Source organism: Pseudomonas sp. GW821-FHT03A09 (assembly GCF_059421065.1).
On sequence record NZ_JBWKUX010000003.1, the window covers coordinates 92,877 to 114,544 of the forward strand.

Genomic DNA, 21,668 nt, shown 5'->3' on the forward strand with positions numbered 1-21,668 from the left:
TGTGATCGAAACCGGGAGCGATGTTGCGGCCTTTAAAGCTGATCTGAGTGGCGTAGATCAAGCGCGCTCCTACATTTGGATCTCCATACATCAGGCAAACACCCATTGCTGTTGATCTAGCTTTTGACTCAGTACACTGCGCCTACCTCTGCGGCCACAGGCGCGCCTTTGAATTTTCCGGCCAACGCCTGCAACCCACGCATCAACACCGTGGTATCCACCCCCACCGCCACAAACGTTGCACCCAGTTCGATATAGCGTCGTGCCAGGCTTTCATCGGCACTGAGAATCCCCGCCGCTTTGCCTGCCTGAACGATGCGCACGATGGCATCCTCAATCGCCGCTTGCACCTCAGGGTGCCCCGGATTGCCACGATGCCCCATGGACGCACTCAAATCTGCCGGCCCGATGAACACCCCGTCCACCCCGTCGACGGCGGCAATCGCGTCCAGGTTCGCCAGGCCCTCGCGGTTTTCGATCTGCACCAGCAGGCACATTTGCTCGTCGGCCTGATCGAGGTAACCGGGAATACTGTTCCAGCGCGATGCACGGGCCAAGGCACTGCCGACACCACGAATACCAGCAGGTGGATAGCGCATGGCGCGCACCAGATCGTGGGCTTGGTCGGCACTTTCCACCATTGGCACCAGCAAGGTTTGGGCGCCGATATCCAGTAGCTGTTTGATCAGCGCGCTGTCGCCGATCACCGGTCGAATCAATGCCTGGCTGGGGTAGGGCGCGATAGCCTGTAATTGGCCGAGCATGCCTTGCAGCAGGTTGGGGGCGTGTTCGCCATCGATCAGCAGCCAGTCGAAACCGGCGTTGGCGGCCAGTTCTGCGCAGTAGGCGTCGGCGAGGCCGAGCCACAGGCCGATCTGTACGTCACCGTTGCTCAAGCGTTGTTTGAAGCGGTTGATGGGCATGTGCATGACAATCCTCCAGGGTTCAGACGAAGCGGCAGGCAATCGACCCGAGCATGTCGTAGTCGACATGGAAGGTATCGCCCGGGTTGGCCGCCACCGGCCGGGTAAAGGAGCCACCTAGGATCACTTGCCCCGGCAACAGCGTGACGTCATAGGGCGCCAGCTTGTTGGCCAGCCACGCCACCCCCTTGGCCGGGTGGTTGAGCACCGCTGCCGACACGCCGGACTCCTCGATCACGCCATTGCGATACAACACCGCAGGCACTTTGCGCAGGTCGATGTCGTTGGGGCGCACGGCGCGGCCACCCAGTACCACACCGGCATTCGCGGCATTGTCGGAGATGGTGTCGAAGACCTTGCGGGTCGCGGCGGTTTGCGGGTCGACTTGTTGGATGCGCGCGTCGATGATCTCCAGGGCCGGGATTACCCACTCGGTGGCATCGAGTACATCGAACACCGTGCAGTTCGGGCCTTTGAGGGGTTTGCCGAGGATGAATGCCAGCTCCACTTCCACCCGCGGCACGATGAAGCGCTCGAAGGGGATGTCGCTGCCTTCGTCGAAAAACATGTCATCGAGCAGGGCGCCGTAGTCGGGTTCGGTGATGTTCGACGACACCTGCATGGCCCGTGAGGTCAGGCCGATCTTGTGGCCCTTGAGGGTGCGTCCATCCTTGATTTTCTGCGCGACCCAGGCGCGCTGGATAGCGTAGGCGTCCTCGATCGTGATGCCGGGGTAGTCGAGGGAAAACTGGCGCACCTGTTCGCGGCTGCGTTCGGCGCGGTCCAGGCGGGTGGCCGCCTCAAGGATTTGCTGGGAGTCGAGCATGGCAACGGTCTCTAGTGTGGGTTGACGATGGCGGCATGGGTGCGCAGCACCAGCAGGCCGCCGAGGGCGATAAACAGGGCGAGTACATACAGGGCCAGGCTGGCGCTTTGGGTGGCGTCGCGCATCCAGCCGATCAGGTACGGCGCGAGGAACGCGGCGACGCTGCCGAACGAGCTGATCATGGCGATGCCCGCAGCCTGGGTGGTGGTGGACAGAAAGGCCGGTGGCAACTGCCAGAACATCGGTAGGGCGGCGCTGGCGCCCATGCCGGCGACCACCAGCCCGCTCATCACCAGCAATGGGTTACCTGGCGCCAGGCCTGCCACGGCGATGCCGACGGCGGCCATCAGCAGTGGCACACACAGGTGCCAGCGGCGTTCGCGATGGCGGTCGGAGGAGCGCCCGCAACCGATCATGAAGAAGCAGCCGGCCAGGTACGGCACGGCGCTGAGCAGGCCGACCTGGCTGTCGCGGCCGATGCCGGCGCCATGGATCAGGGTGGGCATCCAGAATGCCAGGGTGTTTACCGCGAGCATCACGGCGAAATACACCGCCACCAGTAGCCACACCTGCGGGTCACGCAGGATGCCGCCGAACGAGGTGATGGTCTTGCGTTGCTCTTCGCTGCTGAGTTGGGCCCGCAGTTGTTGTTTTTGCTCGACTGTCAGCCAGTTCACCGAATCGAAACCATCCGGCAGCCATTTGAGTACCACCAGGCCGAGGAGCACCACTGGCGCGCCTTCGATCAGGAACATCCACTGCCAGCCGCGCAGGCTGCCTACATTGTGGAAGTTTTCCAGGATGGCACCGGAAATCGGCCCACCCAGTACCCCGGCCATTGGCACCGCAATCGCAAACAGCGCAGTGACCTGGGCGCGGCGGCGCGCCGGGTACCAGCGGTTGAGATACACCAGAATCCCAGGGAAGAACCCAGCCTCGGCCACTCCCAGCAGAAAGCGCAGCACGTAGAAGCCACGGGCGCTCTCCACCCATAACATGCCGGTGGACAACAGGCCCCACACCACCATCAGGCTGGCGATCCAGCGCCTCGGCCCGACCCGGTCCAGCGCCATGTTGCTCGGCACGCCGAACAATGCGTAGGCGATGAAGAACAGCCCGGCGCCGAAGCCGTACACCGTGTCGCTGAAGTGCAGGTCGCTGCTCATCTGCATCTTGGCGAAGCCGATGTTGATACGGTCCAGGTGGGCGAACAGGTAGCACACCAGCAACAGCGGCATCAGGCGCCAGGTGACTAAACGATGGGTGCGGTCGTGCTCGGCCAGCGCGGGGCTGACAGTGGAATGGGCTGTGCTCATGATGTTGTACTTTTTGTCTGAGTGGCCGTGAGAGGAACGGCGGGGCTTACCCCGTCGGGTTGTTCAGAAACGCATGCACGTTGTTCTGCTTGAAGTTGAGCTGCGGGTGCAACTCGACCATCTCGAATGACAGCGCCAGCAGGCGTTGCGCCTGCAGTTCGGCGAAGTGCGCGGTGATCAGTGCGAACACCTTCTCGGCCACCGCCTGGCGCGTGGGCAGATCGCGGCCATGGCCGACCTTGAGGGTCATGTGCACAAAGGCGTAGTCGTGCTTGCCATCGGCCATGCGCCAAGTGTCCAGGCGCACGCCACGGCTACGGATACCGCCGAGGGGAAACACGCCACTGTCTCCCAGCACGCGGTGGACCTTTTCAAACAGGCCCGGCAGGTCGGCCTGTTGTTCGATGTTGTCGGTGTACTCGGCAATAAAGTGCGGCATGGGTTTCTCCCAGGGTTACAGCGGGAAAATCGCGTTGATCTGACCGGTGCCCGAACTGCCGAACGGCGCCGTGATGATTTCGGCAGGCTTGGCATAGTCCGGCCCGCCGAGCAGGCCGAGGAGCATGGCGGTGTCGTGCATCTTGCCTTCACCGAAGCAGTGTTCGGCGTAGTCGGGCAGCATGGCGCAGAACTCCTTGAAGCGGCCTTGCTTCCACATCTCGACCACGTGCAGGTCCACCTGCTTGTCGAATTCACGGGTCCAGTTATGGATATTCGCTTCAGCCTGGCGGTCGTCCGAGAAACGGTGCGACAAGGAGCCGGAGGCCAGCACCAGCACCTTGCGATCACTCTTCTCGATGGCCCGGCGTACGGCGGCGCCAAAGGCAAAGCTGTCTTCCAGGCGATGCCAGGCGCACCAGGCGGCGATGGAGATGACCTTGAATTTTTCATCCTCCGGCACGCCCATGTGCATGTAGCGCATGGGCACGAGGGTGCCGTATTCCAGCTCCAGGCTCGGGATGTTGTGGGCCATGCTGCGCACGCCGGCTTCGTTGGCCTCGGCGGCGATCAATTCGCCCAGTTCAGGGCAGCCGGGGTAGGCGTACTCCATGTTCTTGATGAAGTGCGGCAGCTCGTTGCTGGTATAGGTGCCCTGGAACTGCTCGCCACAGTTGACGTGATAGCCGCTGTTGACCAGCCAGTGCACGTCGAACACCACCGCCGTGTCGGCGCCCAATTCACGGGCGCGCCTGCCGATCTCCTTGTGCCCGGCAATCGCCGCCTCGCGACAGCCGTGATGTTTGCCGGGCAGTTCCGACAGGTACATCGACGGTACGTGGCAGATCTTCGCTGCCAGAACCACTTCGCCCATGATGACTCTCCTGAATAATTATTCTTGTAAGGCCAATGAGGTCCCTGTGAGAGCTGGCTTGCCTGCGATGCGGTGTCTCAGGTGTACCGAGTCGATATCATCGCGGGCAAGCCCGGCTCCCACAGGAAAGCCTGCTTGATTCAAACTACACACCCCAGCGAGGGATGTGGTGACTGCCCATGGAAATACACACGTTCTTGATCTCGGCAAACACTTCAAAGCTGTACTGGCCGCCTTCGCGCCCGGTGCCGGAGCCTTTGACCCCGCCGAATGGCTGGCGCAGGTCGCGTACGTTCTGGCTGTTGATAAATACCATGCCGGCTTCAATACCGCGCGCCAGGCGATGGGCCTTGCCGATGTCCTGGGTCCAGATGTACGAGGCCAGGCCGTATTCGGTGTCGTTGGCCAGTTGCAGCGCCTCGGCTTCGTCCTTGAACGGGATCAGGCACACCACCGGACCGAAGATTTCTTCCTGGGCGATACGCATTTTGTTGTTCACATTGGCAAACACGGTCGGCTGGATGAACTGGCCTTTGCTCAAGTGCGCAGGCAGGTTGGCCGGGCGCTCCAGGCCTCCGGCGAGCAGGGTGGCGCCTTCCTCGAGACCGATCTTGATGTAGCCGGTGACCTTGTCGTAGTGCGCCTGGGTGATCATCGAGCCGACCTGGGTTTTCGGGTCTTGCGGGTCGCCGACGATCAGGCGTTTGGCCCGGGCAGCGAACTCAGCGACGAACTGCGGGTAGACGCTTTCCTGGATAAAGATCCGGCTGCCGGCGGTGCAGCGCTCGCCGTTCAGGGAAAAGATGGTGAACAGGGCTGCATCAAGGGCGCGTTCCAGGTCGGCATCTTCAAAGATCAACACCGGTGACTTGCCGCCCAACTCCATGGAGTATTTTTTCAGCCCGGCGGTCTGCATGATTTTCTTGCCGGTGGCGGTGCCGCCGGTAAAGGAAATCGCCCGCACATCCGGGTGGCGCACCAGCGCGTCGCCGGCCGTGGCGCCGTAGCCCTGGATCACGTTGAGTACGCCGTTGGGAATCCCGGCTTCCACCGCCAGGCGCCCGAGCTCGTTGGCGGTCAGCGGCGACAATTCGGACATCTTCAACACCGCCGTATTACCCAGGGCCAAACACGGCGCGGTCTTCCAGGTGGCCGTCATGAACGGCACGTTCCATGGCGACACCAGCCCGCACACGCCGACCGGCTGATACAGGGTGTAGTTGAGCATCTGGTCGTCCACCGGATAGCTGTGGCCGTCCATGCGGGTGCAGACTTCAGCGAAAAAATCGAAGTTATGTGAAGCCCGTGGGATCAGCACGTTCTTGGTCTGGTGGATCGGCAGGCCGGTGTCGAGGGTTTCCAGTTCGGCCAGGCGCGGCACGTTCTGCTCGATCAGTTCTCCGAGCTTGCGCATCAAGCGGGCACGCTCCTTGGCCGGGGTGTTGGCCCACTTGGGGAACGCCTCTTTGGCGGCCGCCACAGCTTGAGCGACCTCTTCGGTGCCACCGCTGGCGACTTCGCCGATGGCCTCGCCGGTGGCCGGGTTGTAGTTGATGAAGGTGTCTTTGCTCTCGACCTCGCGGCCGTTGATCCAGTGTTTGATCATGTTGTTCACGCCTCTTTCCGGGCGGAGAAGAAGTCCGCCTCGCTGACAATTCGGTTGACCAGGCGACCCACGCCTTCGACTTCCACCACCACTTCATCCCCTGGCACTACGTCGGCCAGGCCTTCGGGTGTGCCGGTGGCGATCATGTCGCCAGGTTGCAGGGTCATGAAGCTGGACAGGTATTCGATGAGGTAGGGGATATCGAAAATCATGTCGCGGGTGCTGCCTTCCTGGCGCAGTTCGCCGTTGATCCAGGTGCGCAGGGTCAGGTTGCTGGGGTCGGGCACGTCGGCCACATCGACGATCCACGGGCCGACCGGCGTGGTGGCGTCGCGGTTTTTCACGCGCAAGTTGGGGCGGTAGTAGTTTTCCAGGTAGTCGCGGATCGCATAGTCGTTGCACACCGTGTAGCCGGCCAGGTAGTCCAGCGCATCGGCGCGTTTGACGTTGCGCGCGGTCTTGCCGATCACCGCCACCAGTTCGCACTCGTAGTGCATGTAGGCGACGTTGTCCGGGCGCCAGGTGGTCTGGCGATGGCCGGTGTAGGTGCCGACGGACTTGATGAAGGCCAGGGGCTCGGTCGGCGGCTTGAATGCCAGCTCGGCGGCGTGGTCGGCGTAGTTCAGGCCGAGGGCGAACATGTTGCCGGTAGCTGGCGGCAGCCATTCCACCTGATCCTCCGCGACCCGGCGGCCATCGCTCAGGCGCACGGCATGGTCGGCCTCGACCTGCACGGCGTGGACTTCACCTTCAAAGCGGATACGGGCGTGCTTCATGCTTGAGTCTCCGCTTGAACATGACTGATCAGGCGTCCCACGCCGCTGATCTCAACCTCAACCTGGTCACCCGGTTGCACATCCACACGGCCTTCGGGGGTGCCGGTGATCAGTACGTCGCCGGGGTGCAGGGTCATGAACTCGCTGATCTCGGCGATCAATTGCGGAATGTCCCGTACCCAGTTGGACGTGGCGTTTTCCTGGCGCAGTTCGCCGTTGACCCAGAGTTTGAGACTCAACTGATTGGGGTTGGCGACTTGATCCCGTGGCACAAGCGCCGGCCCCAAGGCACAAAACCCATCGCGGCATTTGGCTTTGACGGCGGGGCGGTAGTAGCTGTCTTCCGGCAGGCTGAATTCATTCACCACCACATAACCGGCCACATGGGCCATGGCATTGTCCAGGCTGACGCGACTGGCGCGCTGGCCGATGACCACACCCAGCGCCGGCCCTGGTTGCAGGCGTTCTCCTTCAGGATGCAGCACCACACCGCCATGCTTATTGCGCGTATTTGGGGTTTTGATAAACAGCACCGGCTTGGTCGGCGGCTTCTGGTAGGGCGCCTGTTCGAAGGCGGCGAGATGTTGGTCCAGCAGGCCCTGGTAGTTCAGCGCAACGCCGAACAGGGTGCCGCTGGCAACATCATGCAGGGTACGGCTCATGCGTTTCTCCTGGCGGTGGCGACTGCTGCATAGGCAGTTCGTTAATGTGTTAACGTTATAATTAATATGTTAACTACCGTCAAGCATGGCAAAATCCAGCGGCACTCCAATAATAAGAAGTGAGCAGCGTGAAGCCGATTCCCAATATCAATATCGGGCAGGTCTACGACCAGCGTTACAGCGACGCCGAGGTGCATTACGACAAGCTCGGCAACCTGGCGGGATTTTTCGGGCGCAACATGCCCGTGCATCGGCATGACCGATTTTTCCAGGTGCATTACGTGAAAAGTGGTGCGGTGCGGGTGTATCTGGATGACCGCCAATACGTCGAATCGGGGCCGCTGTTTTTCCTCACGCCACCCACGGTGCCCCACGCCTTTGTCACCGAGGCCGACGCCGACGGGCATGTGCTGACGGTACGCCAGCAACTGGTGTGGGCGTTGATGGAGGCCGATCCCAGCCTCGCCTCAGGCGCTGCCTGCGTGACCCTGACGGAGGATGCCCAAGGGCTGGATCAACTCTTTGAAGCATTGAGTGGCGAGATCAACGCCGAACGGGCAGGGCGTGCCGCCGCCCTGGACAGCCTGACTCGCCTGATCATGATCCGCCTGCTGCGTTTGTGCGCCCACTCGCTGCCGGCACGCCCGACGCGGCATGAGGACTTGCGCATCTTCCATCGCTTCAACGAGTTGATCGAGGCTCACTACCTGGAGCATTGGCCGCTGGTACGTTACGCCGAGGGGATTGGCGTCACCGAAGCGCGCCTCAATGAGGTCTGCCGACGCCTGGCCGACCTGCCATCCAAGCGCCTGATCCTAGAGCGCCTGATGCAGGAAGCCAAGCGCCTTTTGCTGTTTACCGGCAGCTCCGCGAATGAAATCTGCTACCAGCTGGGGTTCAAGGACCCGGCGTATTTCAGCCGGTTTTTCCTTCGCTACGCCCAGGTGACGCCGGGGGAGTATCGCTTGCGGCAGCCTGGCTTGCGTTGACGTTCCACGCGCCGCCCAGCGCCGTGTACAGGTTCACCTCCGCCACCAGTTGCGCCAGCCGATCCACAATCAACGCTTGCTGCGAGCTGAACAGCGAGCGTTGCGCATCGAGGAACGTCAGGTTGCTGTCCACGCCGCTGCGGTAGCGGTGTTGAGCCAGGTCGTAATAAGTCTGGTTGGCGGCGACGAAATCCCGTTGCGCCGCCAGTTGATCGTTGAACGTCTGGCGTGCAGCGAGGCCATCGGCGACTTCCTGGAACGCGGTCTGGATAGATTTTTCGTACTGCGCCACGGTGATGTCTTTCTGTAATTTGGCGTAGTCGAGGCTGGCACGCAGGCTGCCGGCGTTGAAGATCGGCAGGTTGATCTGCGGCTGGAACGTCCAGGTGCCCGAGCCGCCCTTGAACAACCCCGACAGGTCCTTGCTGGTGCTGCCGGCGTTAGCGGTGAGGGTGATCGACGGAAAGAACGCGGCACGCGCCGCACCGATATTCGCGTTGGCGGCTTGCAACTGGTATTCGGCCTGGAGGATATCCGGGCGACGTTGCAGCAGGTCGGACGGCAGCCCTGCCGGCACGCGTGCCACCAAGTCATCGGCCAATGGGCGGGCGGGCAGATTTTCATCCACCGGGCCGCCCACCAGCAAGGCGAGATTGTTGAGGTCCTGGGCTACCTGACGTTCATAACGGGCCACGCTGGCGCGGGTGCTTTCCACCGCCGTGCGCGCTTGCACTACGTCCAGCGCCGAAGCTTTACCCGCGGTTTTGCTGCGGTTGGTCAACTGCCAGCTGTGATCATTGGCAACCAGGGTTTGCTCGGCCAGGGCCAGCAGTTCCTGGTCGGCGCGCCAGGTCAGGTAAGCGTTGGCGACGTTCGCCACCAGGCTCAGTTGCGCGCTGCGCCGTGCCTCTTCGGTGCCCAGGTAGTTCAGCATCGCCTGTTCACTGAGGCTGCGCACACGGCCGAACAAATCCAGCTCGTAGGCGCTCAACCCCAAGGTGGCGGAGTAGTTGGAGGTGATCGCCGACTTGCCGGTGCCGGTCACGTCGCCGGGCAGTTTCTGACGTTTGCCGGCACCGCTGGCGGACACCGCCGGGAACAGGTCCGCGCGCTGGATGCGGTACTGCGCCTGGAACGCTTGCACATTGAGAGCCGCCACCCGCAAGTCACGGTTATTGACCAGCGCAGCGTCAATCAGCTGTTGCAGGGCCGGGTCATGGAACAGTTGTTGCCAGTCCGGTTTCACCGCCAGAGTCCCGGCCTGGGCCAGGCTGTAGACACCACCTTGAGGGTACTGTGCAGGCGTGGGGGCAGGTGGCCGTTGGTACTCGGGAATCAGCGAGCAACCGCCGAGCAGCCAAGCCATGCCGACAGTGGTGAGCGTCAATTTGTTCATCAGGCGCCAACCATCCATTTGGCCAAGCCATGGCGGCCACTCACGCCCAATTTGGCGGCGGCACGCTTGAGATAGGTTTCGATAGAGCTGTTTTTCACGCTGAGTTTTTCCGCTATTTGCGGCACGGTGCCGCCGGTCAGCAGGCCGAGACAGACTTCCTGTTCTCGCGCCGAGAGGGTGATTTCACTGAGGGACAAACGCTTGTAGAACTCACGTTGCAACTGTGATTGTTCGAGCAGATTGTGGACCGGCTCAGCTTCTGTATGAGAGGTCTGGCGCAAGAGTTGCGCGTGCCGTTCCATCAGTGGCAGCAGGGTGTCCGACAGGCACTTGAGGAACGACAGTTCGGCCAGGGAAAAGCCACGTTGGGTCGCTTGGCGATAGAACGAAATCACACAGCGTCGATTGCCCTGGCGAGACACCAGGTTGCACTGGTGCGAGGTGCCCAGTGGGCAGGTGCTGCTGGCCTTGGCCTTCATCTGGATCAGCAGCGGGTCTTGCATGCGCAGCATCTCTCGCAGCAGCGGGTGGTCTTTGAGGGGCCGCAAAGGTTGGGGCGCACAGAGGTTTTTTTTCAGGCCGGCGCTGCCCAGCAATTTGATGTCGAGCGCGCTGTCGCGCAGTTCATCGAGGGTCCATTCACTCAGGTCCACCAGGTGAATGGGCACCCATTTGTCCACCAGGTGCAACATGTTGGCGGCGAAGCTCGGGTGGCCGCTGTTTGAAATCAACTCACCCAATTCAGCATAGAAATGCGGGCTTTGCGTGTTGCCAATACTGCGATTCAGACTCATAGCCATCTCATCCTTGATGTCGAAAACCTTCAACGGGCGCCCTGGGTCTGTGTGGGGGACTCCGTACTGCTAAACGAAACTCGGCGTTCGAGATTTCATTTAGCCATAGCGATTTGCCCTACGTATGTAGCGGAAACGAGGGACACAACCTGCCATAAAAACGGTGTCACTAATTCGACGTTTCTGACGGTGTATTCCGCCTTTGATAAATCGAATTTGGTTTTTAGAGTTAGTTAACTAGTTGATTTTTAATGTGAAAATCAATTTTAAATAAAATTTTGAGAAAACTGACATCGGCCAGGTATAGCTAATCTCCTACATCGCTTTAATCGATTCAGCAATGAACCATCAGCCAGGCCCATTCCTGTCCATTTGGGTGTCCGGGTTTCGGGTGTCAGACACACTCCTAGCCCCATGCTCCAATCCGGCGCATTCGTCGTAATGGGCCACCTTGCGCGGCCAGTGCCTGACCCCCATGAGAAGGATCTTATGAAGCATCTCAACAGCCTGCCGGCCAGCTTCCCCCTCACCGCCGCCCAACAAGACATCTGGCTCGACCAACTGCGGGCAGGCGACTCGCCGCTGTACAACATCGGCGGTTATGTCGATTTCGCAGGCCCCGTGGTGCCCGACCTGATCCGACGCGCCGTCGAGCTGCTGGTGGCCAAGCACGATGCGTTACGTACCCAACTGCACAGCGATGGGAGCGGTCTGCCCCGGCAAACCTTCGCCGCTACTTTGGCGACAGAGGTGGCACTGCATGACTTCTCTGGGTTGCCCGACCCCAAGGCAGCGACCCAGGCCCTGATGCAGGCGCATATGGCCCGCCCCTACGCCATGACCGATGAGCCGTTGTTCCGCTTTTTCCTGGTCAAGCTCGATGACGATCACTACCGCCTCGGCACTCAGGCTCATCACCTGATCCTCGACGGCTGGGGCTTTGGTCAAATGCTGCAATCCCTGGCGCACCTGTACACCGCCCTGGAGCATGGGCGACAACCGGAACCCGACGCACCGTCCTATATCGAATTCATCGACACTGACCTGCGCTACCATCAATCCGCGCGTTATGCTCGCGACCGCGCGTATTGGCTAGATAAGTACAGGGTTCTGCCCGAGCCGCTGCTCACTCCCAAACTGAACGCCCCGGCGCCGAGCAATACCCTGGTGCAACCCTTCCCGGTGACGCTGCTCAACCGCATGGAGCAAGTGGCCAACCGTTACCAGGCCTCGGCGTTTCACGTGTTGCTGGCGGCGATGTACGTGTATTTCACCCGGACCTATCAGCGTGATGAGTGGGTGGTAGGGCTGCCGATTCTCAACCGCTCCAACGCACGTTTTCGTTCCACCGTGGGGTTGTTCACCCAAGTGAGTGCGGTGCGTTTTCAGTTCAGTGAGCAGTTGCCGTTTAGTGCGCTGGTGCGTGGTGTGCGCGATCAGCTCAAACAGGACTTTCGCCACCAGCGCTTTCCCTTGAGTGAGATGAACCGCGAGCTGGGCCTGCGTCGCACTGATCGCGGCCAGTTGTTCGACCTGTCGGTATCCTTCGAGCAGGACGACCATGACCTGCGCTACGGCCACGTCCAGGCCCGTGCGATCAAGGTCTCCAACCACCACGAGCCGTTGCCGATTGCGATTCACCTGCGCAGCAACCGCTACCAGGACACCGCGTGCCTGCATTGCGTCTATAACGAAGCGTACTTCCAGCACGACGAGGTGCAGGCGTTGGCGCAGCGCTTCACCTGGCTGCTGGAGCAGGGCCTGGAAAACACCGGGTTGGCCCTGGCCGAGTTTTCTCTGGTGACAGCGGCTGAACAGGCGCAATTGCAACAGTGGAATGCCACCGCGCAACCCAACACCGTACCGCAGACCTTGCACGGGCGCATCGAAGCCCAGGTCGCGCGTACGCCCGATGCCATCGCGGCGATTTACCAAGGGCAGCCACTGACTTACCGGCAGCTCGATCAGCAGGCCAATGCCTTGGCCTATCAGCTGTTGACCCACGGTGTGGAGCCGGATGATCGCGTGGCAATTGTGGCCCGGCGTGGCCTGGACACGTTGGTGGGATTGCTGGCGATCCTCAAGTCCGGCGCCTGCTATGTGCCGGTTGATCCTGCCCATCCCGCCGAACGCCTGGACTATCTGCTGCACGACAGCGCGCCTGTGGCGGTGCTGACCCAGCATGATCTGCTGCATCGCTTGCCCGCCTCAGAGGTGCCGGTACTGCTGCTGGACCGACCCACAGTGCACTTGGGCGAGAGCCCGCGTGTCGCAGCCGGCCCCTCGAGCCTCGCTTATGTTATCTACACCTCCGGCTCCACCGGATTGCCCAAGGGCGTGATGGTCGAGCATCACACGGTGTCCAACCTGGTGGACTGGCACTGCCAGGCCTTCAATCTTCACGCTGGCAGCCACACCGCCAGTGTGGCCGGGTTCGGTTTTGATGCGATGGCCTGGGAAGTCTGGCCGGCGCTGTGTGTGGGCGCGACGTTGCATCTGCCACCGGCCCATGAAGGTGCCGAAGACATCGATGCGCTGCTCGACTGGTGGCGCGCACAGCCGCTGGATGTGTGTTTCCTGCCAACACCGGTCGCCGAGTACGCTTTCAGCCAGCGCCTGGAACACCCGACCCTGCATACCCTGTTGATCGGCGGCGACCGCCTGCGCTCATATACTCGGGCGCAAACCTTCGACGTGATCAACAACTATGGCCCCACCGAAGCCACGGTGGTTGCCACCTCCGGGCGTGTGGATGTCGGTGGTCCGTTGCATATCGGCGGGCCGATAGCCAATGCCAGCGTGTACCTGCTGGATGAACAACAACGCCAAGTGCCCATCGGCGCCACGGGGGAACTGTACGTCGGCGGTAAAGGCGTGGCGCGCGGCTATCTGAACCGGCCCGAGTTGAGTGCCGAACGCTTCCTTGATAACCCGTTCGGTGACGGCCGTCTGTACCGCACCGGCGACCTGGCGCGTTGGTTACCCGACGGCAACCTGGAGTACCTGGGGCGCAACGATGATCAGGTGAAAATTCGAGGCGTGCGTATCGAACTGGGGGAAATCGAGTCGGCCCTGGCGGCTCACTCGGCAGTTCAAGAAGCCGTGGTGCTGTTTCGCGAGGGGCAATTGTTGGCGTGGTTCGTCGAGCGGCATCACGTTGACATCCACATGCTACGTGCCCATCTGCAAGCCTCGCTGCCGGATTACATGCTGCCCGCGGCCTACGTGAAACTCGACGTTTTACCCCTGACAGCCAACGGCAAGCTCGACCGCAAGGCCCTGCCGGCACCGACCCAGGCCGCCTTTATCACTCGTGTGTTCGAGGCGCCGCGCGCGGGTGTGGAAACGATGTTGGCACAGATCTGGGCTGACCTCTTGCAGGTGCAGCAGGTCGGGCGGCACGACCACTTCTTCGAACTGGGCGGGCATTCATTGCTGGCGGTACAACTGGTGCAACGCATGCGCCAGGCCGGGTTGCAGGCCGATGTGCAGGTGCTGTTCGGCCAGCCGACGTTGTCGGCGCTGGCGGCGGCCAGTGCCGGCAGCGACAGAGAGGTGCCGGCCAACCGAATTGCGACGGATTGCACCCATATCACCACCGACATGCTCGTCCTGGCCGAGCTGGACCCGCCGAGCCTGGATCGGATCATCGCCGGCATTCCCGGTGGCGCGGCGAATGTGCAGGAAATCTACCCGCTGGCGCCGCTGCAGGAAGGCTTGCTCTACCATCACATTACCGACGAGCGCGATCCGTACCAGCAACACGCGATGTTCAGTTTTGCCCGGCGCGAGCAACTGGACGCGTTTGCCCAGGCCCTGCAACAGGTGATCGATCGTCACGATATCCTGCGCACCAGCCTGGTGTGGGATGCCCTTGAACAGCCCATGCAAGTGGTGTGGCGCCATGCGTCATTGCGCGTCGAGCCGCTGCGCGAACCTTGCGAACCCCTCGACTTGCGCCAGGCGCCGCTGATGGCCCTGGAGTACGCCGAAGACCCGCAGCAGCAACGCTGGGTGGCGAGGTTACGCTTCCATCACCTGGTCAATGACGCCACATCCATGACGGTACTGGCAAACGAAATCCGCGCCCACATGCTCGGTCAACAGGCGCAACTTCCGCTACCGGTGCCTTATCGCAACGTAGTGGCACAGAGTCGCTCCGCGGCGCAGCAGATCGCCCACGAGGCCTTCTTTCGTGAGCGGCTGGCGGATGTCAGCGAGCCGACCCTGGCGTTCGGTTTGCAGGAACATCAGCTGGACCGCAGTGAAATCGAAGCATCCGAGCGGCCGGTCACTGACCTCCTAAACCGGCGTTTGCGCGCACAGGCCAGCGTGATGGGCGTGAGCGCCGCGAGCCTGTTCCACCTGGCCTGGGCCCATGTGCTGGGCTGCGTATCAGGGCGCGATGATGTTGTGTTCGGTACTGTGCTGCTGGGCCGCTTGCAGGCGGGCGAGGGCGCAGACCGTGCACTGGGTATGTTTATCAATACCTTGCCGCTGCGGGCGTGCTTGGCCGGCAAAACCGTGGTTGAGGCGTTGGGCGACACCCATGCTCAATTAAGCGCCTTGCTCGTTCACGAGCAAGCGTCCCTAGCGTTGGCGCAGCGGTGCAGCAGCGCCACACCCCTGTTCAACAGCCTGCTCAACTATCGGCACACAGGCGCCGACAAGGACTTTAACCTGGTGCCGGGCGTCGCCTTGATCAGCAGTGAAGACATCGTCAGTTATCCGCTGATGATCAGCGTGGACGATACCGCCAGCGGTTTTCGTCTCAATGCGATGGCGCCGCGTGAGGTGGGTGCCGAGCGTTTGCTGGACTACCTCGACACTGTGTTGAACGGGCTGGTGGACGCCCTTGAACAAGCCCCGCACACGCTTCTGAGCGAGGTGCCGGTGTTACCCTCCGGCGAGTTACGCAAGCTGTTGGTGGACTTCAACCCTAGTGAAATCGACTACCCCACAACCGTCACCCTGCAAGGGCTGTTTGAAGCCCATGCGCGACATACCCCGCATGGCATTGCCGTGCAGGCCGATGCAGGCCAACTGACCTACCGCGAGCTCAACGAGCGCGCCAACCAGTTGGCTTTCCACCTGCGCGAGCGTGGGGTGCAACCCGATTCGCGGGTGGCGTTATGCGTCGAACGCGGGTTGGAGCTGGTCGTGGGCTTGCTGGCGATTCTCAAGGCCGGAGGCGCCTATGTGCCACTGGACCCGGGCTTCCCGAGCGAACGCCTGGCCTACATGCTCAAAGACAGTCAACCCGTGGCACTGTTGGTACACGCGGCTACGCGTGAGTTACTGGGTGAAGTCTCGATCCCGGTAGTCGACTTCGACCGTTGTGCCTGGAGCCGGGCACCGACCGGCAACCCCCTGGTCCCTGGCCTGACCGCCGCCAACTTGGCCTATGTGATGTATACCTCCGGCTCCACAGGGACGCCGAAAGGCGTAATGGTCGAGCATCGTGGCCTGTGCAACCTGATGCAGTGGGCTTCCCGGTTGTGCTCGGACGCTGAGGGTGGGGCCTTGCTGCAAAGGGCTCCGTTCAGTTTCGATGGTTCGGTGTGGGAGTTGTTCTGGCCGTTGACCCATGGCATGCGTCTGGTGCTGGCACGGGTTGACGGTCATCGCGAACCGGCTTACCTGGCGCAGGTGATTTGCGCGCAGCGCATCACGGTGATCCAATTTGTACCTGCCATGCTGCAGCAATTCCTCGAATTGGAAGTGTCAGCGTTGTGCAGCAGCCTCACCGATGTCTTTTGCGGCGGCGGTGAACTGACCGAAGCCTTGGCCCGCAGCGTCCGGGCACGCCTACCGCAGGTGCGCCTGCACAACGTCTATGGGCCTACCGAAGCCACGGTAGACAGTTGTATCTGGACCCTGGAGCCCAGTGCGCCGGTGCCTGCCCTGCAATTGCCGATCGGGCGGGCCATCAGCAATACCCGCCTCTATGTGCTGGATGAGCGCGACAGACCGGTGCCGCTGGGTGTCAGCGGTCAGCTACACATCGGCGGCGTCGGGGTCGCGCGAGGCTACCTGGGGCTGGAGCAAATGACCGCCGAGCGCTTTATCGAGAACCCGTTCGTGCGCGGTGACCGGCTGTATCGTACTGGCGACCTGGTGCGTTACCTGCCGGATGGCAACCTGGCATTCCTGGGGCGCAACGACTTTCAGGTCAAGCTGCGCGGTGTGCGGCTGGAACTGGGTGAAATCGAATCGCGATTGTCGACACACCCGGCGTTGCGTGAAGTGGCGGTGCTGATTCGCGATGAGCGCTTGGTCGCCTACTTCACTCTGCGCGGCGAGGCACCGAGCCTGGGCGACCTGCGTGCCCACGTGCTGGAGCAGTTGCCGGAATACATGGTGCCGGCGGCCTTTGTGCAATTGGCTGAATGGCCGCTCAACCCCGCGGGCAAGCTCGACCGCAAGGCCCTGCCGGAGCCGGGGGGGGATGCCGTGGTCAGCCGTGCTTACGAGCCACCGCTGGGCGAGGTGGAAACCTTGATGTCCGGCATCTGGGCCGAGGTCTTGAAGCTGGACCGGGTAGGGCGCCACGACCACTTCTTTGAACTGGGCGGGCATTCCTTGCTGGCGGTAAATCTGGTGGCGCGCCTGCGCAAGGCCGGTTTGGTGGTAGACACCCGCAGCGTGTTCAGCCAGCCGACCCTGGCGCAACTGGCGGCGTGCTCGGTGGCACAGGTGCAACACGTGGAAGTGCCGCAGACTTCTATTCCGCAGCTCGATCGCCGTCGTAGGATCTGACGGAGGCAAGTATGCGGTGGAATTAGAGCGCATCACCTGTAGTGAGCGCGCTTGCCCCGCGCTGGGCGGCGCAGCCGCCCCAAACCCAGGCACCTCGGTCCTTCTGAAATACCGCAGTGTCTTTGTTGAGGTGGCTTTGCCACCTAGCGCGGGGCAAGCCCGCTCACTACAAGAATTAGGTCAAACCTATATGAGGTGCGTTGCCGGTTGGGACAGCGCGCCATATGGGTCAGCGCGGCGTGGGAATGAACGCCACACTGCCCCCCGACCGCTTCTGGAACAACCGCTCGCCGTTGTCCGGCTGGGTGGTGATGACCTGATGGTCCGCACCGAGGAACGCCAGCGGCGTCGGGTCTTCCTTGGAGTACTGCGCGACGATGATCGTGTGTTGCGGGTCGAAGCCCTGGCCGCTGGTTTTTTCCAGCCAGGCCATGAACGCGGCGCTGTCGCCCTGGCGCGGGAAGTCCTGGGTTTCGCTGACGTAGTAGAACGGTTTGCCGCCGTTTTGCAGGTACATGGGCAGCTTGTTATCGACTTCCACCAACACCATCTGCCATTGGTTCCACGGTGCGGTTTTGACCGCTTCGGCCTGCACATCCTCGGCGAAGCGGGTCACACCGCCGTTGCCGGTGGTCCAGGGGTAAATCACGCCGAGTACCAGCAGCAGTAAACCTGCGGTGATACCGAAACCTTTCTGCCAGCGCGGCCAGCTGGCTTGTTTCTTCTCCAGGCGTTCGCTCAGCCACCAAGCTGCCAGCAACTGGGCAAATGGCACCAGCGGCAGTACGTAGTAGCTGCGACGGCTGCCGCTGGCGGTGAAGAACACGAACAGCAGGCCCAGGCCCCACACCAGCCAGCGCACATTGGGTGGCGTCTGCCGCCAGTTGCGCACGGCCAGCCACAGGCCCAGCAACCAGCAGGGCGCCCACGGCAGGGTGTAGACCGGCAGATAGATCAGGTAGGTGTAGATCGGCCCCATATGGTCGAACGGGTCGAAGAAGCGCACCACGTTTTCCCGGAACACCAGCTCCAGGCCGCTGGCGCCGTAGGTTGGCGCGCCATACAGATGGGACAGTACAAACGGGATGGCGTAGAACGCTCCGGCGATGACCATGGCCACCAGCAGGCGCAGATTAAGGTGGCGCTTGTAGCGGTGCTCACTGAGCAGATGCGGCAACAGCACCAGGCCTGGCAGCACAAAACCGATCAGGCCTTTGAACAGGGAGGTGGCCGCCAGCAGCAGGAAAAATACGGTGTAGCGTCCCAGGCGAGTGTCATCCGGCCCGCGCCAGTACCACCAGACCGCTGCCAACACACCGCACACCGTCAGCACATCCGCCGTGGCCACCCTGGCCCAGAACAGGAAGTAGAAGGTGGTGGCGAGCATCCAGCCGGCAATCAAGCCAGTGCCCTTGCGGAACAGGCGTTCGCCGATCAGGTACACCAGCCAGATGCTCAACCAGGCGGAGATGACCGACGACAGGCGCAACGACCAAGGGCCGAGGCCGCCCATCAGGTTGGCAAAGCCAGTGATCAGCCAGTAGGAGGGCAGGGGCTTGTCGTAATAGGGCGTGCCTTTGAGGTACGGGTCGAAGTAGTCGCCGCTTTGCAGCATTTGCAGGGTGATGTTGGCCCAGCGGGTTTCCGGCCCCCACAGGTCGCGTGCGCCCAGTCCCAACAGTAGGAGCAGGGCGGAGACGCTCAGCAGCAGCACCAGCGCGCCACGTTCGGTTTTCCAGAAACTCATGGGTTCTTCCTGTGGCAGGCGCTGCATTAAGGTTGTTGTGGGTACACGATCAGCAGCAGGTCGCCCTTGCGATAACGCTTGCCACCCGGTGGCAACTGCCCTTCCTCGCGATGTTCACTCGTGCTCTTGACCCGCATCAGCACGCCGACCGAGCCTTGCTTGCGCGCATCGGCCAGCCAGGTCTGGACGCTGTCCAGGTCGACCTTGCGGTGTTCCGAATCGGGATATTGCAGGCCATAGCGCAACTCGCCTTCGGTGTCATAAAACGCCACTTCCGGGCGACGCAAGCGCCACGACAACGCGGAGGCCGAGCCTAATTCGTTGCTCAGCAAAGCATGGGTTTGTTGCAATTCATCCAGATGCTCGGCCACGAACTGATCGGGCATTTCGTTATCCGTGATCATCGCCGGCATGCCCGCTGGCAACAGCGCCACCAGCAAACCGATGCCCAGGGCCGGCATTGCCCACAAGGTCAGCGGGCGAACCACTTGCAGCAGGTTGGCCAGAATCCAGCCCAGCAGCACGATAAACGTCAGGGACAGGCTGAACATCTCGGCGTGGCTATTGCCGTACACCGGGTTGCTGATTTGCAGGTAGATCAGCACCACCATCGCTGTCAGGCCGATCAGGAAGTTGACGACGCCGTTGACCAGGATCGAGCGCGTCTTGCCTTGCTTGACGAGGTCGATCAAGGCGTGGCCCATCAGCAAGGCCAGGGGCAGCAGGCACGGCATGATGTAGGTCGGCAGCTTGCCCTTGCTCATGCTGAAGAAGGCCAGTGGCAACAACATCCACAAGGCGAGAAAGGCAATCGCCGGCTGGCCTTTTTCTTTCCAGGTCTTGATCAGGGTCGCCGGCAACAGTGCCGACCAAGGCAGGCACGCCACCACCATGATCGGCAGGAAGAACCAGATTGGCCGTGCATGTTGGGCGTTGTCGGCGGCGAAGCGGCGGATGTGCTCGTGCCAGAAGAAGAAACGCCAGAAGTCAGGTTCTTGCAAGTGAACCGCCAACACCCACGGCAAGCACACCAGCGCGGCGACCAGCACCGCCAACGGGCCATAGCGCAATAGCTCGCCCACGCGGCGCTGCCACAGCAGGTAAGGCACGGCGATCAGCACCGGCAACAGCCACGCCAGGAAACCTTTGGTCAAGAAACCCATGCCACAGGCGACGCCCAGCAACGCCCAGGCGCCCAACCGCCCGCGCGTCGTGCGGTTGTCCAAGGCAAACCACAGCGCCACCAGGCTCAGGTTGACCCAGAACGTGAATTGGGGATCGAGGTTGGAATAACCCGCTTGGCCGGCGACCAGGCCAAAGCTCATGTACAGCAGTGCGCAGGCGAAGCTCTTGCGTGGGTCGTTCCACAAGCGACGGGCGATCAAGTAGGCCAGCAACACACTCAGGCCCGAGGTGATAACCGAGGCGATACGCACACCAAACAGGTTTTCGCCAAACACCGCCTGGCCGAGGGCAATCAACCAATAACCGCCAGCCGGCTTTTCGAAATAACGCACCCCCATGAAGTGCGGCGACACCCAGTTGCCGCTCATGAGCATTTCCTGGCTCACCTGACCGTAGCGGGTTTCGTCCGGAATCCACAGGCCGTGAAAGCCCAGCGGCAACAAAAAGAAAATGGCAAAGCCGAGCAACAGGAGGGGCAGGGGTTTCAACCGGGTCATGAACACGTCGCTCCTTGACGTTTAATGGGGGGCAATGAGTGTAATGAATTCATAGAGCAAAGCATCACTAAGTTCACTAAGCGATTGGAGAAAGGGATAACGACCTTAACTAACGGGCGCGTTTAAACATGCCAGAACAGGGCTGTCGTTTGGCTGAACACGACAGGTGCCGACATGTAAAAAAGTGTGTTTAAAGTTGTTTCAGAGCCGCCGCCCACTCCTGGGTTTTCATCGTGCCCACTGCCTTGAGCTTGCCGTTCGGCAACACCTGCACGAACAGTGCGCTGCCGTATTCGGCCGCCTCTGCGCGGGGGTAGCCCAACGCTGTCTGGAAGTCGCTCATGCAGGCACTGTGGGTAATCAGCATCAAGTTGCGGCCAGGGTGTTTATGGGTGAGCACTTCTTCGCCCATGGCCTCACCGCAGATGGCCAGGGGGCCGGGTGACAACTCGGTCTTGCCGAACATGAACTGCGAAGTCTGGGCCGTGCGGGTCGTCGGGCTGGCGAGTACGTCGGTCCGCTCCATGCCCAGGGTGGTAAAGGCTTTGCCGAGTTTGGTGGCTTGCTGGGTGCCGTTGATCGTCAGGCCATCGGCCGGGCCGAAACAAGGGTTGCTGGAACGATCGCAGCGCTCTTCATGGCGCACCAGCACGATCAGGTCACCGTTGCGCCAACTGGCCAGGACTCCGGAGGTCACCAGGCGATTACCCACGCCAAGGTCTGTGGGGGATTTGGGCCAAAGCAGAAAGCCAGCCAAGAGCAGGCCGATAACGGCGACCCCTGCCAGCGGCAGTCGGAATTTTTTCAAGCGTTTCAACATTGCCCCATTGGGTTGGGGTTTGCTCAGGGTCATGTCAGCCACGCTCTTCACCATTGGCAC

The 21,668-nt window shown here is 61.7% G+C and carries 15 protein-coding genes; 2 read left to right on the top strand and 13 right to left on the bottom strand.

Annotation, left to right across the window (positions count from 1 at the left end; genetic code table 11):
• Positions 1-128 precede the first annotated feature (128 nt).
• The 8 genes from hpaI to AC07V4_RS05805 form a co-directional block, all read right to left on the bottom strand.
• Positions 129-929, bottom strand: coding sequence for a 4-hydroxy-2-oxoheptanedioate aldolase (hpaI, locus tag AC07V4_RS05770; protein ID WP_431752398.1), 801 nt, complete (start codon positions 927-929; stop codon positions 129-131).
• 16 nt (positions 930-945) lie between these two features.
• Positions 946-1,749 (bottom strand): 2-oxo-hept-4-ene-1,7-dioate hydratase, encoded by an 804-nt coding sequence (gene hpaH, locus AC07V4_RS05775; protein WP_492635629.1) that lies wholly within the window; start codon positions 1,747-1,749, stop codon positions 946-948.
• Positions 1,750-1,760: 11 nt separating this feature from the next.
• Complete coding sequence (locus AC07V4_RS05780) at positions 1,761-3,065, bottom strand: MFS transporter (protein WP_492635628.1); 1,305 nt, start codon at positions 3,063-3,065, stop codon at positions 1,761-1,763.
• Between the two features lie 46 nt (positions 3,066-3,111).
• Positions 3,112-3,504, bottom strand: coding sequence for a tautomerase family protein (locus AC07V4_RS05785; protein ID WP_431752401.1), 393 nt, complete (start codon positions 3,502-3,504; stop codon positions 3,112-3,114).
• Positions 3,505-3,519: 15 nt separating this feature from the next.
• A complete protein-coding gene (hpaD, locus tag AC07V4_RS05790) occupies positions 3,520-4,377 on the bottom strand; it encodes a 3,4-dihydroxyphenylacetate 2,3-dioxygenase (RefSeq protein ID WP_492635627.1) in 858 nt (285 codons plus the stop codon).
• Positions 4,378-4,522: 145 nt separating this feature from the next.
• Entirely contained in the window at positions 4,523-5,983 is a 1,461-nt protein-coding gene (gene hpaE, locus AC07V4_RS05795) for a 5-carboxymethyl-2-hydroxymuconate semialdehyde dehydrogenase (RefSeq protein ID WP_492635716.1), read from the bottom strand.
• A 5-nt stretch (positions 5,984-5,988) separates the two neighbouring features.
• Positions 5,989-6,759: a fumarylacetoacetate hydrolase family protein gene (locus AC07V4_RS05800; RefSeq protein ID WP_492635626.1), complete on the bottom strand. Its 771-nt coding sequence runs from the start codon at positions 6,757-6,759 to the stop codon at positions 5,989-5,991.
• Positions 6,756-7,421 carry a fumarylacetoacetate hydrolase family protein gene (locus AC07V4_RS05805; RefSeq protein ID WP_492635625.1) on the bottom strand — a complete coding sequence of 222 codons (666 nt, stop codon included), beginning with the start codon at positions 7,419-7,421 and terminating at the stop codon, positions 6,756-6,758. Before AC07V4_RS05805 ends, AC07V4_RS05800 begins: the two co-directional genes overlap by 4 nt.
• Positions 7,422-7,540: 119 nt before the next feature.
• On the opposite strand from AC07V4_RS05805, the gene hpaA reads away from it, so the two are divergent.
• Positions 7,541-8,410: a 4-hydroxyphenylacetate catabolism regulatory protein HpaA gene (hpaA, locus tag AC07V4_RS05810; RefSeq protein ID WP_492635624.1), complete on the top strand. Its 870-nt coding sequence runs from the start codon at positions 7,541-7,543 to the stop codon at positions 8,408-8,410.
• Here the strand turns inward: hpaA and AC07V4_RS05815 are convergent.
• Both AC07V4_RS05815 and AC07V4_RS05820 read right to left on the bottom strand, forming a co-directional pair.
• On the bottom strand, positions 8,337-9,806 hold the full coding sequence (locus AC07V4_RS05815; RefSeq protein ID WP_492635623.1) for an efflux transporter outer membrane subunit: 1,470 nt from the start codon (positions 9,804-9,806) through the stop codon (positions 8,337-8,339). The two genes, hpaA and AC07V4_RS05815, sit on opposite strands and share 74 nt — an antisense overlap.
• Entirely contained in the window at positions 9,806-10,600 is a 795-nt protein-coding gene (locus AC07V4_RS05820) for a helix-turn-helix transcriptional regulator (RefSeq protein WP_492635622.1), read from the bottom strand. Before AC07V4_RS05820 ends, AC07V4_RS05815 begins: the two co-directional genes overlap by 1 nt.
• Positions 10,601-11,089: 489 nt before the next feature.
• On the opposite strand from AC07V4_RS05820, the gene AC07V4_RS05825 reads away from it, so the two are divergent.
• Positions 11,090-17,359, top strand: a complete 6,270-nt coding sequence (locus tag AC07V4_RS05825) for an amino acid adenylation domain-containing protein (protein ID WP_492635621.1) — start codon at positions 11,090-11,092, stop codon at positions 17,357-17,359.
• 229 nt (positions 17,360-17,588) lie between these two features.
• Here AC07V4_RS05825 and AC07V4_RS05830 read toward each other — a convergent pair whose 3' ends face one another.
• The 3 genes from AC07V4_RS05830 to pmrG form a co-directional block, all read right to left on the bottom strand.
• Entirely contained in the window at positions 17,589-19,106 is a 1,518-nt protein-coding gene (locus AC07V4_RS05830; protein WP_492635620.1) for an ArnT family glycosyltransferase, read from the bottom strand.
• A gap of 26 nt (positions 19,107-19,132) precedes the next feature.
• Positions 19,133-20,788, bottom strand: a complete 1,656-nt coding sequence (gene arnT, locus AC07V4_RS05835; RefSeq protein ID WP_492635619.1) for a lipid IV(A) 4-amino-4-deoxy-L-arabinosyltransferase — start codon at positions 20,786-20,788, stop codon at positions 19,133-19,135.
• Positions 20,789-20,978: 190 nt separating this feature from the next.
• Positions 20,979-21,662, bottom strand: coding sequence for a lipopolysaccharide core heptose(II)-phosphate phosphatase PmrG (pmrG, locus tag AC07V4_RS05840; RefSeq protein ID WP_492635618.1), 684 nt, complete (start codon positions 21,660-21,662; stop codon positions 20,979-20,981).
• Positions 21,663-21,668: the final 6 nt, after the last annotated feature.